General features: G+C 71.8%; 12 protein-coding genes, 2 pseudogenes and 1 riboswitch. Of the genes and pseudogenes, 6 read left to right on the forward strand and 8 right to left on the reverse strand.

Annotated elements, in window-relative coordinates:
* The first annotated feature begins 19 nt into the window (after window positions 1-19).
* Window positions 20-126: riboswitch (TPP riboswitch) on the forward strand.
* An 82-nt stretch (window positions 127-208) separates the two neighbouring features.
* From ABZ386_RS18880 to ABZ386_RS18895, 4 genes are read left to right on the forward strand one after another with little or no spacing between them, the layout of a single operon-like run.
* Window positions 209-1,288, forward strand: coding sequence for a thiamine ABC transporter substrate-binding protein (locus ABZ386_RS18880; protein ID WP_351341585.1), 1,080 nt, complete (start codon window positions 209-211; stop codon window positions 1,286-1,288).
* On the forward strand, window positions 1,264-2,928 hold the full coding sequence (locus ABZ386_RS18885) for an iron ABC transporter permease (protein WP_355714561.1): 1,665 nt from the start codon (window positions 1,264-1,266) through the stop codon (window positions 2,926-2,928). Before ABZ386_RS18880 ends, ABZ386_RS18885 begins: the two co-directional genes overlap by 25 nt.
* Window positions 2,929-3,948: an ABC transporter ATP-binding protein gene (locus tag ABZ386_RS18890; RefSeq protein ID WP_358965214.1), complete on the forward strand. Its 1,020-nt coding sequence runs from the start codon at window positions 2,929-2,931 to the stop codon at window positions 3,946-3,948.
* Between the two features lie 24 nt (window positions 3,949-3,972).
* Window positions 3,973-4,770, forward strand: coding sequence for a maleylpyruvate isomerase family mycothiol-dependent enzyme (locus tag ABZ386_RS18895; protein ID WP_351341320.1), 798 nt, complete (start codon window positions 3,973-3,975; stop codon window positions 4,768-4,770).
* A gap of 115 nt (window positions 4,771-4,885) precedes the next feature.
* Here the strand turns inward: ABZ386_RS18895 and ABZ386_RS18900 are convergent, their stop codons facing one another.
* The 8 genes and pseudogenes from ABZ386_RS18900 to ABZ386_RS18935 all read right to left on the reverse strand — a co-directional run bounded on the left by ABZ386_RS18900 (window position 4,886) and on the right by ABZ386_RS18935 (window position 12,341).
* Window positions 4,886-5,599, reverse strand: coding sequence for an LAETG motif-containing sortase-dependent surface protein (locus ABZ386_RS18900; protein ID WP_351341323.1), 714 nt, complete (start codon window positions 5,597-5,599; stop codon window positions 4,886-4,888).
* Between the two features lie 147 nt (window positions 5,600-5,746).
* Window positions 5,747-6,868: an LOG family protein gene (locus ABZ386_RS18905; protein ID WP_356506094.1), complete on the reverse strand. Its 1,122-nt coding sequence runs from the start codon at window positions 6,866-6,868 to the stop codon at window positions 5,747-5,749.
* Between the two features lie 25 nt (window positions 6,869-6,893).
* Window positions 6,894-7,301: a VOC family protein gene (locus ABZ386_RS18910; protein WP_351341329.1), complete on the reverse strand. Its 408-nt coding sequence runs from the start codon at window positions 7,299-7,301 to the stop codon at window positions 6,894-6,896.
* 153 nt (window positions 7,302-7,454) lie between these two features.
* Window positions 7,455-8,060: pseudogene (locus tag ABZ386_RS18915) on the reverse strand (hypothetical protein); the annotation flags it as partial.
* Window positions 8,061-8,810: 750 nt separating this feature from the next.
* Window positions 8,811-9,440, reverse strand: a pseudogene (locus ABZ386_RS18920) (hypothetical protein); the annotation flags it as partial.
* Complete coding sequence (locus ABZ386_RS18925) at window positions 9,422-10,171, reverse strand: ATP-binding cassette domain-containing protein (RefSeq protein WP_351341332.1); 750 nt, start codon at window positions 10,169-10,171, stop codon at window positions 9,422-9,424. The pseudogene ABZ386_RS18920 and the gene ABZ386_RS18925, both read right to left, overlap by 19 nt.
* Before the next feature lie 249 nt (window positions 10,172-10,420).
* Window positions 10,421-11,782, reverse strand: coding sequence for an aspartate aminotransferase family protein (locus tag ABZ386_RS18930; RefSeq protein ID WP_351341335.1), 1,362 nt, complete (start codon window positions 11,780-11,782; stop codon window positions 10,421-10,423).
* A 19-nt stretch (window positions 11,783-11,801) separates the two neighbouring features.
* Entirely contained in the window at window positions 11,802-12,341 is a 540-nt protein-coding gene (locus tag ABZ386_RS18935) for an Lrp/AsnC family transcriptional regulator (RefSeq protein WP_351341337.1), read from the reverse strand.
* 164 nt (window positions 12,342-12,505) lie between these two features.
* Here ABZ386_RS18935 and ABZ386_RS18940 point away from each other — a divergent pair, with 164 nt between their 5' ends.
* Window positions 12,506-13,945 (forward strand): gamma-aminobutyraldehyde dehydrogenase, encoded by a 1,440-nt coding sequence (locus tag ABZ386_RS18940; RefSeq protein WP_351341340.1) that lies wholly within the window; start codon window positions 12,506-12,508, stop codon window positions 13,943-13,945.
* Between the two features lie 146 nt (window positions 13,946-14,091).
* Window positions 14,092-14,616, forward strand: coding sequence for a hypothetical protein (locus tag ABZ386_RS18945; RefSeq protein WP_351341343.1), 525 nt, complete (start codon window positions 14,092-14,094; stop codon window positions 14,614-14,616).
* Window positions 14,617-14,671: the final 55 nt, after the last annotated feature.

Consider the following 14,671-nt stretch of genomic DNA (forward strand, 5'->3'; position numbering starts at 1 on the left):
CCACCGTAAGAACATCTGCATATTCCGACAGGGGAGCGCCACAGCGCTGAGAGTGCGGCACCCGGCCGCAGACCCTCCGAACCTGGCCCAGGTCATTCTGGGTAGGGAGATCGGTCACCACTCGAGCTGTTGCGCCCTGCCCGGGACCCCGGAAGTCCCGGGCAGGGCCGCGTCTTCTCCTGGTCACTCCAGGAGGAATCCAGTGAGCATCAACATCAGGCGGCTGACGGCGGTGGCCGTCGGGCTCGGCATGGTCGGCGCGCTGGCCGCGTGCGGGTCGTCCGACGGCTCCCAGGGGGCCGGCGACTCCAAGACCGTGACGCTCGTCAGCCACGACTCGTGGGCCGCGTCCAAGGACGTCATCGCGGCCTTCGAGAAGCAGTCCGGTTACAAGGTCCGCGTCCTCAAGGACGGCGACGCCGGGCAGGCCGTGAACAAGGCCATCCTGACCAAGGACAACCCGCAGGGCGACGTCTTCTTCGGCGTCGACAACACGCTGCTGTCCCGCGCCCTCGACAACGGCCTGTTCCAGCCGTACGAGGCGAAGGGGTCGGAGCGGATCAAGGCCGAGTACCGGGTCGACCAGGAGCAGCACCGCGTCACGCCCATCGACACCGGCGACATCTGCGTCAACTACGACAAGAAGTACTTCGCGGACCACAAGCTGGAGCCGCCGCGGAGCTTCGACGACCTGGTGAAGCCGCAGTACAAGAACCTGCTCGTGACCGAGAACGCCTCCGCGTCCTCGCCCGGCCTCGGCTTCCTGCTCGGTACCGCCGCGAAGTACGGGGACGACGGCTGGGCGGGCTACTGGAAGAAGCTCAAGGCCAACGGCGTGAAGGTCGTCGACGGCTGGGAGCAGGCCTACAACGAGGAGTTCTCCGGCTCGGCCGGCGGGAAGAAGGCCAAGGGCGACCGGCCGCTCGTCGTGTCGTACGCCTCCTCGCCGCCCGCCGAGGTCGTCTTCGCCGACCCGAAGCCGGGCACGGCCCCGACCGGGGTCGCCGAGGGCACCTGCTTCCGGCAGGTCGAGTACGCGGGGCTGCTCAGCAACGCCAAGAACACCAAGGGTGGCAAGGCCCTCCTCGACTTCCTCGTCAGCAAGAGGTTCCAGCAGGACATGCCGCTCAACATGTTCGTGTACCCGGTGACCGAGGGCGCCCAGGTGCCGCCGGAGTTCGTGAAGTACGGGCCGCAGGCGAAGGACCCCGAGACCATGGACCCGGCGAAGATCGCCGACCACCGTGACCAGTGGGTCAAGTCGTGGACCTCACTCGTGCTGAAGTAGCCGTCCGCAGGCGGGGCGCGGCGGCGCGGTTCGGTCTGCTGGCCGTGCCCGTCGCGTTCTTCGGGGTCTTCTTCGCCTATCCGGTCGCCGCGATCGTCGCGCGCGGCCTGAAGGCCGACGGGGCCTGGCACCTCGGGCGGATCGGGGAGGTGCTGGCGCAGTCCGACGTCCGGCACGTCCTGTGGTTCACCACCTGGCAGGCGCTCGTCTCCACCGCGCTCACGCTGCTCGTCGCGCTGCCCGGCGCGTACGTCTTCGCGCGCTTGGACTTCCCCGGCAAACACGTGCTGCGGGCGGTCGTGACCGTGCCGTTCGTGCTGCCGACGGTCGTCGTCGGTACGGCGTTCCTGGCGCTGGTCGGGCGCGGCGGGCTGCTCGACGAGCTGTGGGGCGTGCGGCTGGACACCACGGTGTGGGCGATCCTGCTCGCGCACGTCTTCTTCAACTACGCGGTCGTCGTACGGACTGTCGGCGGGCTCTGGGCGCAGCTCGACCCGCGGCAGGAGGAGGCCGCGCGGATGCTCGGCGCGTCGCCCCTGAAGGCCTGGCGGCAGGTCACGCTCCCGGCCCTCGCGCCCGCGGTGGCCGCCGCCGCGCTGATGGTGTTCCTGTTCACCTTCACCTCCTTCGGCGTCGTCCAGATCCTCGGCGGGCCCACCTTCTCGACCCTGGAAGTGGAGATCTACCGGCAGACGTCCGAGATCTTCGACCTGTCCACGGCGGCCGTGCTGACGCTGATCCAGTTCGCCGCGGTGGGGGCGATCCTCGCCCTGCACGCCTGGACCGTGCGGCGGCGGGAGACGGCGCTGCGGCTGGTGGACGCCGCCGGGACCGCGCGCCGGCCGCGCGGCGCCGGGCAGTGGGCGCTGCTGGGCGGGGTCCTGGTCACCGTGGTCGTGCTGCTCCTGCTGCCGCCGGCCGTGCTGGTGCGGCGGTCCCTGGAAGCGCCCGGCTTCGGCTACTACCGGGCGCTGACCAGCGACGACGGGGGAGTGTTCCTGGTCCCGCCGATCGAGGCGGTCGGCAACTCCCTGTCGTACGCCGTCGCCGCCACGGCCATCGCCGTGGTGATCGGCTCGCTCGCCGCCGTCGCGCTCACCCGCCGGGACGCCGGGCGGTTCGTGCGCGGCTTCGACGCGCTGCTGATGCTGCCGCTCGGGGTGTCCGCGGTGACCGTCGGCTTCGGGTTCCTGATCGCGCTGGACGAGCCGCCGCTGGACCTGCGGTCCTCCTGGATCCTCGTGCCGCTCGCGCAGGCGCTGGTCGGGGTGCCGTTCGTCGTCCGGACGATGCTGCCCGTGCTGCGGGCGGTGGACGCGCGGCTGCGGGAGGCGGCCTCGGTGCTGGGCGCCTCGCCCTGGCGGGTGTGGCGGGAGGTGGACCTGCCGATGGTGCGGCGGGCGCTGCTGATCGCCGCCGGGTTCGCCTTCGCCGTGTCGCTCGGGGAGTTCGGGGCGACGGTGTTCATCGCGCGGCCCGACAACCCGACGCTGCCGGTGGCCGTGGCCCGGCTGCTGGGGCGGCCCGGTGACCTCAACTACGGGCAGGCGATGGCCCTGTCGACGATTCTGATGGTGGTGTGCGCCGTGGCCCTGCTGGTGCTGGAGCGGCTGCGCACGGACCGGACCGGGGAGTTCTAGATGCTGCTGAGCCTGGAGGGCGCGACGGTCCGTTTCGGTGGGCGGGCCGTGCTGGACGCCGTCGACCTGGAGGTCGCCCGGCACGAGGTCGTGTGCGTGCTCGGGCCCAGCGGCAGCGGCAAGTCGACCCTGCTGCGCGCGGTGGCCGGGCTGCAGCCGCTCGACTCCGGGCGGGTCTCGCTCGACGGCCGCGACCAGGCGGGCGTGCCCGCGCACCGGCGGGGCGTCGGGCTGATGTTCCAGGACCACCAGCTGTTCCCGCAGCGGGACGTGGGCGGCAACGTGGCCTTCGGGCTGCGCATGCACGGAGCGCCGAAGCGGCAACAGGCCGAGCGTGTCCAGGAGTTGCTGGATCTGGTCGGGCTGCCGGGTGCGGCTCGCCGGGCCGTCGCCGCGCTGTCCGGAGGGGAGCAGCAGCGGGTCGCGCTGGCCCGGGCCCTGGCGCCGAGCCCCCGGCTGCTGATGCTGGACGAGCCGCTGGGGCAGCTCGACCGGTCGCTCAGGGAGCGGCTGGTCGTCGAACTCAAGGAGCTGTTCGGCCGGTTGGGCACCACCGTGCTCGCCGTGACCCACGACCAGGGCGAGGCCTTCGCGCTCGCCGACCGGGTCGTCGTGATGCGGGACGGGCGGATCGCCCAGTCCGGTACGCCCCTTGAGGTGTGGCAGCGGCCCGCCGACGCGTTCGTGGCCCGCTTCCTCGGCTTCGAGAACGTCGTCGAGGCGACCGTCGGGGCGGAGGCGGCGGACACGCCGTGGGGCAAGGTGCCCCTGCCGGAGGGGGCCCCGCAGGGCACGCGGACCCTGCTCGTCCGGCCCGCCGGGGTGCGCCTGGTGCCCGACGGCACCGGCCTGCGCTGCACGGTGGCCGCGCGCACCTTCAGGGGCACCCATGTCGCCGTCCACCTCCAGCCCGGGGACGCCCCGCGCCTGGAGGCGGCGTGTGCGCTGCGGGCGGCGCCCGAGGTGGGGGACGAGGTCGGGGTGGAGTTCGACGCGACCGAAATCGTGGTGCTCGACTGATCGACGACGGCTTAGGGTGCGGGCATGACTCAGCTCGCACACGATCGCTACTGCGACGAAATCGCCCACCAGGTGGGCCTGTTGAGGTCGGTGGTGACCTCCGGGGCCGATCTGTCCGGCACCGTGCCGACCTGCCCGGACTGGTCGCTGGAGGACCTGGTCCGGCACCTGGGCGGTGCCCTGCGCTGGGTGGAGCTCATCGTGCGGACGCGGGCCCAGGAGGAGGTGCCCGAGGAGGGGGTGCCGGGCTTCGCCGGGCCGGAGGCGCGGGGTGACGCCGCCGCCCTGGACGCATGGCTGGCGGAGAGCGGTGAGCAGGTCGTCGCCGCACTGCGGGAGGCCGGGCCGGACACCGGCGTGTGGAGCTGGGCGGGGGACCTCAGCTGCGGATTCTGGGCCCGCCGGGTGACGCACGAGATCACCGTGCACCGCGCCGACGCGGCCCTCGCCGCCGGGCTGCCCTACGATGTCGCGCCCGAGGTGGCCGCCGACGCGATCGACGAGTGGCTGCAGATCGTGGAGTACGTGCAGCGGACCGCGCCGGACGACGCGGTGCGGGAACTGCGCGGCCCGGTCCGGAGCATCCATCTGCACGCCACCGACGCCCGGCCCGAGCTTGACGCGGAGTGGCTGATAGAGCTGACCGAGGACGGTGTCTCCTGGCGCCGGGGGCATGAGAAGGCCACGGTCGCCCTGCGCGGACCGCTCACCTCCGTGCTGCTCGCGTTCTACCGCCGACTGCCGCTGGACGCGAAGGAGTTGGAGGTCCTGGGCGACCAGGAGCTGCTGGAGTTCTGGCTGGAACGGGCGACGTTCGGCTGAGCCGGGAAGCCGCCACCCGTCTCCTGGCCCGGTGGAGCTGTCTCCTGGCCGGGCGGAGACGGGACGTGGCCCGCCCCCTGGTCGGGGGACGGGCCACGTCTTGGTCGGCGGAGCGTCAGCTGTCGCTCTTCGCGCCGCGGCGGCGCATGCCGAAGAACACCGCACCGCCACCGACGACGACCAGGGCCGCCGCGATGCCGGCGATGATGCCGGTGTTGGAGTCGGCACCGGTCTCGGCGAGGTTCGAGTCACCGGCCGCCGGGGCGGGCGCGTTGCCCGCCGGCGTGGTGCTCTCGCTCTCCGACGGCGTCGGAGCCGGGGTGCCGGTGTCCTCGGCCGGCTTCGACGGGGAGGCCGACGGGGTCGGCGTGGCCGGCGGAGTCGACGCCGGGGGCTCCTCCTCCTTCTTGCAGGCCGTGGCCGGGGTGACGAGGTTCGGCTTGATGTCCTCGTCGACGTACGGAGTGGCCTTGACGTGGATGCGGTACTCCGCGTTCGGCTTCCACTCCTCGGCGAAGGTGATGGTGGTGCCCTCGCGCGAGCCCTTGACGACCTGCTCGCCGACCTTCTTGGCGTCGGCGCCGTTGTTCTGCAGGTACACGGTGACCGTGGCCGGGACGCCGGCGGGGTCCACGTCGGTGACGGTGATGACGCCCTTGTCGCCGTCGCACTTCGCCTCGGCGGAGAACTCGTTGATGTTGCAGGCGAGCGCGTTGCCGGCGGCACCGAGCGCGAGCGCGGCCGACGCCGAGGCGACACCGAGGACGCGCAGGGAGCGAGCGACGGTACGGCGCGAGGCCGTACGGCGGGATACGGACAGAACTGCCACGTTTGTCCTTTACAGGATACGTAATGCGGGGGGTTGGAGGCAGTGTTGACGGAACATCAGCACTACCGGGAGGCTCACAGGTCTATAAGCGCCGCATAAGTAGTGTCAACGCATATGCAGGGTGCAAGCACTTGCTTTGCCAGCTTATTAACCGCCGAGACGTTTCAACGCCTCGGGCGCCTCCTCGATCCGGTCGACCAGCGCGATCCGCGCCTCCATCGACCGCCCCTGCGCCAGCGACCGGAGCAGCGGCCACGTCGGCAGCTTCTCCGTCCAGTGCGCCCGGTCCACGAGCACCATGGGCGTCGGCTCGCCGCGCGACTCGTAGTAGTTGGGCGTCGCGTTGTCGAAGATCTCCTGTACGGTCCCGGCGGCGCCCGGCAGGAACACCACACCCGCGTTCGACCGGGCCAGCAGGCCGTCCTCGCGGGTGGCGTTGGCGAAGTACTTGGCGATGTGGGACGCGAAGGCGTTCGGCGGCTCGTGGCCGTAGAACCAGGTCGGGATGCCGACGGAACGGCCGCCCCGCGGCCAGCGGCCGCGTATCTCGAAGGCGGCCGTCGCCCACTGGGTGATCGACGGGGTGAACCGCGGTGCCTTGGCGAGCAGTTCGAGCGACTCGGTGAGCATGTCCTCGCTGAACGGGGCGGCGTACGCGCCGAGGTTCGCCGCCTCCATCGCGCCCGGGCCGCCTCCGGTGGCGACCGTGAAACCGGCCCGGGCCAGCTCGCGTCCGAGCCGGGCGGCACCGGCGTACTCCCGCGTGCCGCGGGCCATCGCGTGGCCGCCCATCACGCCCACCACCCGGGCGCCGGACAGGAGTTCGTCGAGGGCGTCGGAGACGGAGTCGTCGTGGACCGAGCGCAACATGGAGGCGTAGATGTCCCGGTCCGCCTTCGTGCGCTGGAACCAGGCGTACGCCTGGGCGTCGGGGGTGGCCTCGTAGCCGTCCGCCAGCGACGCGAACAGCTCGTCCGGCGTGTAGACATGGCCGCGGTACGGGTCGAAGGGCAGGTCCGGGACGGGCGGGAAGACCAGGGCGCCGTCGGCGCGGATCTTCGCGGCCGCGTCCTCGCGCATCGCGCAGCCGAGGAAGACCGCGCCCGCGGTGTCCGTGCCGAGCAGTTCGCGCGTACGGTCCGTCAGGTCGACGGCCTGGACGCGGTGGCCGGCGAGTGTGCCGCGCGCCGAGACGGTGGCGTCGAACTCCTCGAGCGTCTCGATCTCACGGTCGTCGTGGGGGGCCGCATGGGCGGGCATCGTCTGCACCCGCCCATGCTGGCACAGCCACGTCTCAGCCCTCGATGGCCGACGGGTCCATCCACACGACCTCGAAGGTGTGGCCGTCCGGGTCGTCGAAGGAGCGGCCGTACATGAAGCCGAGGTCCTGGGTCTCGCCGCTGACGGAGCCGCCCGCCGCGACCGCCTTCTCGACCAGTTCGTCGACCTTCTCGCGGCTCTCGGCGCTCAGCGCGATCAGCACCTCGCTGGTCCGCTTCGGGTCCGCGATCTCCTTCTTGGTGAACTGGGCGTACTTCTCCTTCGTGAGCACCATCACGACGATGGTGTCGCTGATCACGACCGAGGCGGCCGTGTCGTCGCTGAACTGCTCGTTGATCGAGTAGCCGAGCTCCGTGAAGAACTTCTTGGAGGCGTCGAGGTCGTTGACGCACAGGTTCACGAAGATCATCTGCTGGTACATGCGGGTCTCTCCCATCGGGTCCGTGTCGTTACGCGGGGATAGACCGGGGTACGGAGCGGAACTCATCGCCGTTCGAAGATTTTTTTCGTACGGATTTTCTCGGCGGGGTTCTGGCGGGGTTTCGGCGGGCTTCCGGTGGCCGTCGGGCGCGCTTCAGCGGGCCAGCGGGAGTGCCGCCAGCTCGGCGACCGTCAGGGTGAGCGGGCCGAACAGGGCGAGCAGGGCGCCCGCGCGCAGGGCGGCGGCGCCGCGGAGCATCGTCGCGGGGGCGCCGAGGCGCAGCAGCGCGGCGGTGGTGTCGGCGCGGGCCTGCCGGGTCTCGACGGCGGCCGTGAGGAGCGTGCCCACGGTGCAGCCGGTCACGAGGAGCACGCCGAGGGTGGTGAGCGGGCCGAGCGACAGTCCGTCCGGGGCGTGCAGCAGTGCCATGGCCCACGCGGCCGACAGGACCGCGCTGACGACGCCCAGGGGGCGGCCGATGCGGCCGGCCTCGGCCATGAGGATGCGGCCGGCCAGCAGCCGCAGGGCGCCGGGGCGGGCCGACTGGAGCAGGCGTCCGCACAGGTGCGTCAGGCCCGGGCCCGCCAGGGCCAGGCCGACGGCGGCCAGCGCCCAGCCGGCCAGGACGCCGGGGGAGGCGCCGGAGAAGGTGAGGTCGGGGGCGGTCGGGGCGGTGCGGCTCGTGTAGGTCTCCACGGCGAGGCCCGCGGCCAGGAGGGTGATGCCCCAGGGGAGACCAGTGGGGGCGGAGGTGGGAGAACCGCCGGTCCCGGGCGGGTCCGGCAGCGCCGCCGCGAGGGCGTCGGGGTCGTCGGCGCCGCGCGTCGGGGTCGGGGAGGGGGCAGCGGTGGGGTGGTCGGCGCCGCGCGTTGCGGTCGCGGACGGGGCGGACCGCTGGGCGGGCGTCCCGTCGGGGCGTGGCGTGCTCACCGGGTCCGGCGCCTGTGCGTTCCGGGCGGTGTTCAGCTGGTCCGGCGCCTGCGGGTGTCGGGCGGGGCGGGCGGTGTTCAGCGGGTGTCGGGTGGGGGCGCTGTCGGGGGTGCCGGGGTCGGATGTCGCCGGGTGCCGGGCGGGGGCGTCCTCGGAGTCGCCGGGGTTGGATGTCGCGCGGTGCCGGGCCGGATCGCTGTCGGGGGTGCCGGGGCCGGGTGCCGCCGTGTGCCGGGCGGGATCACCGTCGGGCCGGGCAGCGTCCCCCGGTGCCGGCGCGGCCGGGTGGCGGGCCGGGTCGCCGTACGGGATCACCGCGCTCACCGCGTCGCGTGCCGCCGGGTCCGCGAGCGCGCTCACCGTACTGGCGGAGCCGCTGCCGCTGCCGGGGGCAGAACCGGAGCCCTTGCCGGAGGCAGAGCCGGTGCCCGTGCCGGTGCCGGTGCCGGTGCCGGTGCCAGAGACAGAACCGGGACCGGAACCGGCGGCGGTCGCCGCCGAAGCCCCTTCGCCCGTGCGGGCCTGCGGCGGGCTGTCCTGCGGCGCGGAGCCGGTGGACTGGCCGGGCGTGGGCCGGACGATCTGCCGTCCGAACCTGCCGTACGCCCCGAAGGTCTCGCGCTTGCTCTCACGGCGGTACGCGCCGAAGCGGCCGTAGATCCCGGGCGTCCGGGGCGTCCGGGGCGCCGCCGGTGTCGCCTCCCTCGGCCGCAGTGCCAGCGCCACGGCCGCCGACGCCCCGAAGGGCACGATCCCGAGCAGCGTCAGGGTGCCCGCCAGCGGCAGCGGCTGGTCGGAGGCGAGGGGCCCGGCGGCCGCCCCGTCGAAGGGCAGGCCCGACAGGTCGCCCCGCAGATGCAGGAAGACGAGCAGGGCCAGCATGGAGCCGAGCGTGCAGGACAGGGCCGTCGTCGCCGCCGAGACGACCATCAGCCGCAGCGGGCCGAGGCCGATCGCGGAGAGGCCGGGCCGGGGTTTCGTGGCGGGGTCGGTGCGCGCCACCGCGACGGCGAAGTAGATCGTGGCGGCCAGCGGGGCCGCGCACCACGCCAGCCGCATCAGGGACTCGCCGGTGGCGCCGGGGTGGCCGAGGGCGTGGCCCAGGGCGCACAGCAACAGGAAGCTCGTGCCCGCCGAGGCCGCCGCGACCAGGAGGCGGCGCAGCTGGACGGCGGGGTGGGCGCCGCGGGTCAGACGGAGAGCGAGCACGCGGCCCGGCCTTCCGGCTCGGCGGTCTCGGCGACCGGCGGCAGGTGCACCGTCTGCACGCGGCGCCCGTCGAGCAGCGACACCGTGCGGTCGGCGAGCGCCGCGGTGTCGGGGTCGTGGGTGGCCAGGACGACGGTGATGCCGTGGGAGCGGGCCGCCGTGGTGAGGGTGCGCAGGACGTGGGCGCGGTCGGCGCGGTGCAGCGGGGCCGTGGGCTCGTCCGCGAACAGCACCGAGGGGGCGGGGGCGAGGGCGCGGGCGATGCAGACCCGCTGGCGCTCGGCCTGGACCAGCTGGTGCGGGCGCTTGCGGGCGCCGTCACCGATGTCGAGGCGCTCCAGCCACTCCAGGGCGGCGGTCTTCGCGCGGCGCCGGCTGGTGCCGCGCAGCATCAGCGGCAGGGCGGTGTTCTCCCAGGCGTTGAGCTCCGGCACCAGGGAGGGGGCCGGGTCGATCCAGCCGAAGCGGTCGCGACGCAGCCGTTCCCGGGTGAGCGGGCCCATCGTGTGCACGGGCACGCTGTTGAACCAGACCTCGCCGCGCCGCACGGGCACCAGGCCGGACAGGCACCGCAGCAGGGTCGTCTTGCCGCTGCCGCGCGGGCCGCTGACGGCCAGGATCTCGCCCTCCCGGACGCCGAGCGAGACACCGCTGAGCGCGGGCGAGCCGTCGTCGTGCTGGAAGTGCAGGGCGCGTGCCCAGAGCACGTCGTCGTCCGGCTTGGCCTCCATGGGCACACACCTCGGTTCAGATCCGTAGTTCCCGTGCCATCCCCCGTGCGGGGGAACGAAGGCAGGGCCGATCGGTCACTGGGCACGCTAGGCAGAAGGCGACTCGGCGCCGGACAGCACGCGGCCCCGGGCCGCCGTTTCTCACTCGAACGGGCGGCACCGGGGCCGGTGTTGATCATCCAGGCAGACGATCGGAGCGACGCGGGGGGCGCCGGCGGGCGCCGGCGGGCGTCGGCGGGCGTCGGCGGGTCAGAGCTTCGTCCACGCCTCCGACAGCGTGGCGCGCAGGATCTGCTCGATCTCGTCGAACGTCGACTGGTCCGAGATAAGCGGCGGGGCGAGCTGGACGACCGGGTCGCCGCGGTCGTCGGCCCGGCAGTACAGGCCGTTCTCGTACAGCTTCTTGGAGAGGAAGCCGTACAGGACGCGCTCGGTCTCGTCGGCGTCGAAGGACTCCTTGGTGGCCTTGTCCTTGACGAGTTCGATGCCGTAGAAGAAGCCGTTGCCGCGGACGTCGCCGACGATCGGCAGGTCGTGGAGCTTCTCCAGGGTGGCGCGGAAGTTGCCCTCGTTGTCCAGGACGTGCTGGTTGAGGTTCTCGCGCTCGAACAGGTCGAGGTTGGCGAGGCCCACGGCGGCGGAGACCGGGTGGCCGCCGAAGGTGTAGCCGTGCAGGAAGGTGTTGTCGCCCTTGTAGAACGGCTCGGCCAGGCGGTCGGAGATGATGCAGGCGCCGATCGGGGAGTAGCCCGAGGTCATGCCCTTGGCGCAGGTGATCATGTCCGGCACGTAGTCGAACTTGTCGCAGGCGAAGTAGGTGCCCAGGCGGCCGAAGGCGCAGATGACCTCGTCGGAGACGAGCAGCACGTCGTGCCTGTCGCAGATCTCGCGCACGCGCTGGAAGTAGCCGGGCGGGGGCGGGAAGCAGCCGCCCGCGTTCTGCACGGGTTCCAGGAAGACCGCGGCGACCGTGTCCGGGCCCTCGAAGAGGATCTGCTGCTCGATCTGGTCGGCGGCCCAGCGGCCGAAGGCCTCCGGGTCGTCGCCGAAGAGCGGGGCGCGGTAGATGTTGGTGTTCGGGACCTTGTGCGCGCCCGGCACCAGCGGCTCGAAGGGGGCCTTCAGGCCCGGCAGGCCGGTGATGGACAGGGCGCCCTGCGGGGTGCCGTGGTAGGCGACCGCACGGGATATGACCTTGTGCTTGGTGGGCTTGCCGACCAGCTTGAAGTACTGCTTGGCGAGCTTCCAGGCCGTCTCGACGGCCTCGCCGCCACCGGTGGTGAAGAAGACCTTGTTCAGGTCGCCCGGCGCGTGGTGGGCCAGGCGCTCGGCCAGCTCGATCGCCTTGGGGTGGGCGTACGACCACACGGGGAAGAACGCCAGCTCCTGTGCCTGCTTGAAGGCGGTCTCGGCCAGCTCGACGCGGCCGTGCCCGGCCTGCACCACGAACAGCCCGGCGAGGCCGTCCAGGTAGCGCTTGCCCTGGTCGTCGTAGATGTACGTGCCCTCGCCCCGGACGATGGTGGGGACGGGGGCCTTCTCGTACGACGACATGCGCGTGAAGTGCATCCACAGGTGGTCGTACGCGGACTGGGAGAGGTCCTTGCTCACGGCTATCGGGTCCTCACGGTTATCGGGTTCCCCACATGTAGGTCTGCTTCTTGAGCTTCAGATAGACGAAGCTCTCGGTGGAGCGCACTCCTGGGACGGCCCGGATGCGTTTGTTGATGACGTCCAGGAGGTGGTCGTCGTCCTCGCAGACGATCTCCACCATCAGGTCGAAGGAGCCCGCGGTCATCACCACGTACTCGCACTCGGGCATGGCCGTCAGCGCGTCGGCGACCGACTCCACGTCGCCCTCGACGTTGACGCCGACCATCGCCTGTCTGCGGAAGCCCACGGTGAGCGGGTCCGTGACGGCGACGATCTGCATCACGCCCTGGTCGAGCAGCTTCTGGACGCGCTGGCGCACGGCCGCCTCGGACAGGCCCACGGCCTTGCCGATGGCGGCGTACGGCCGGCGGCCGTCCTCCTGGAGCTGCTCGATGATGGCGAGGGAGACGGCGTCCAGCTGGGGCGAGCTGCCGTTCCTGGACTCTCGGGAGGGCTCGCGGTGCTCCCGCGAGCCCTTCTGGTCTGCGCTTCGACTGGCCACGAGGTCACTGTGCACGAGGTCTCGTCACTTCCGCAAGCCGTGATCGATGAAATCCGTTGTTTTTATGGCCTGCGACTGCGGATTCCGCATGAACGATGGGAGCGGGGGTGTTGAAAACGTGGACCGGCCGACTAGGGTGGGTGTCTCAAGTACTGGACATCCGAACTGGAGGGCCGGCAGTGAGCACCGAGCTGCGTCGTCTGCGCAACTACATCGGCGGTGAGTTCCGGGACGCCGCCGACGGACGGACCACCGAGGTGGTCAATCCCGCGACGGGCGAGGCGTACGCGACCGCTCCGCTGTCCGGGCAGGCGGACGTGGACGCCGCGATGGCGGCGGCCGCCGAGGCTTTCCCCGGCTGGCGCGACACCACGCCCGCCGAGCGCCAGAAGGCCCTGCTGAAGATCGCGGACGCCTTCGAGGAGCGCGCCGAGGAGCTGATCGCGGCCGAGGTGGAGAACACGGGCAAGCCGGTCGGGCTGACCCGCTCCGAGGAGATCCCGCCGATGGTCGACCAGATCCGCTTCTTCGCGGGTGCGGCGCGGATGCTGGAGGGCCGCTCGGCCGGCGAGTACATGGAGGGCCTGACCTCCATCGTGCGCCGGGAGCCGGTCGGCGTCTGCGCGCAGGTCGCTCCGTGGAACTACCCGATGATGATGGCCGTGTGGAAGTTCGCCCCGGCGATCGCGGCGGGCAACACCGTCGTGCTGAAGCCGTCCGACACCACCCCGGCCTCCACGGTCCTGATCGCGGAGATCCTCGGCGGGATCCTGCCCAAGGGTGTCTTCAACGTCATCTGCGGCGACCGCGAGACCGGCCGCATGATGGTCGAGCACGAGATCCCGGCGATGGCCTCCATCACCGGCTCGGTGCGGGCGGGCATCCAGGTCGCCGAGTCCGCCTCCAAGGACGTCAAGCGCGTCCACCTGGAGCTGGGCGGCAAGGCCCCGGTCGTGGTCTTCGAGGACACCGACATCGCCAAGGCCGTCGAGGACATCTCGGTCGCGGGCTACTTCAACGCCGGCCAGGACTGCACGGCCGCCACGCGCGTACTGGTGCACGAGTCCATCCACGACGAGTTCGTCTCCGCGCTGTCGAAGGCCGCCGCCGAGACGAAGACCGGGCAGCCGGACGACGAGGACGTGCTGTACGGGCCGCTCAACAACCCCAACCAGCTCAAGCAGGTCGAGGGCTTCATCGACCGGCTGCCCGCGCACGCGCGCGTGGAGACCGGCGGCAAGCGGGTCGGCGACAAGGGCTACTTCTACGCGCCGACCGTCGTCTCGGGCCTGAAGCAGGACGACGAGATCATCCAGAAGGAGGTCTTCGGCCCGGTCATCACCGTGCAGTCCTTCACCGACGAGGACCAGGCCGTGGAGTGGGCCAACGGCGTGGAGTACGCGCTCGCCTCCTCGGTGTGGACCAAGGACCACGGCCGCGCCATGCGGATGTCCAAGAAGCTCGACTTCGGCTGCGTGTGGATCAACACGCACATCCCGCTGGTCGCGGAGATGCCGCACGGCGGCTTCAAGAAGTCCGGCTACGGCAAGGACCTGTCGGCGTACGGCTTCGACGACTACACGCGCATCAAGCACGTGATGACGTCGCTGGACGCGTAGCCCTCCCCGTACTGCCGAGCGGCCCCGGACGGTTCCTCTCCGTCCGGGGCCGCTCGCGCATGCCGGGGCGCCCGAGGCGGGCCCCGGAGCGTCCGGGACGGACCCCTGTTTTTGAACATGTTCAATTGCAGCGTAGAGTGCGCCTCATGAGCGACAGAGCCGCCCTGCTGAAGGGCATCCGTGCGTGGCTGGTCTTCTTCGTGGTGTGTCTGGTGCTCAGTGGCGCCACGGCCTTTCCCCTGGTCCACGAACTGCGGTGGACCGAGGATCTGTTGCGGGCGCTGTCCGTCGGCGACCACCTGCCCGGCCTGACGGAGTGGATCGGGCGGGTGCGCGCCGGCCTCGACCGGGCGGACGCCGAGTACCCCTTCCTGCTGTACGGCACGGACTGGCTGGCCTTCGCGCACCTGGTGATCGCGGTCGCCTTCTACGGGCCCTACCGCGACCCGGTCCGCAACATCTGGGTCGTCGAGTTCGGCATGATCGCCTGCGCCGGCATCATCCCCCTCGCCCTGATCTGCGGACCGATCCGCGGCATCCCCTTCTGGTGGTCGGTGATCGACATGGCCTTCGGGGTGCTCGGGGTGATCCCGCTGTACGTCGTCCGGCAGCGGATCAAGCGGCTGGAGGCGCTGACCGCGCCGGTGGCCGTCCCGGTGCCGGGCGTCTGAGGAAAAACTGTTATCCCGAGAACCTTCACGCCGTCTCCCCGGATGTGATCCCCGA

Source organism: Streptomyces sp. NPDC006140, assembly GCF_040628815.1.
In the GTDB taxonomy this organism is placed as follows: Bacteria; Actinomycetota; Actinomycetes; order Streptomycetales; family Streptomycetaceae; genus Streptomyces.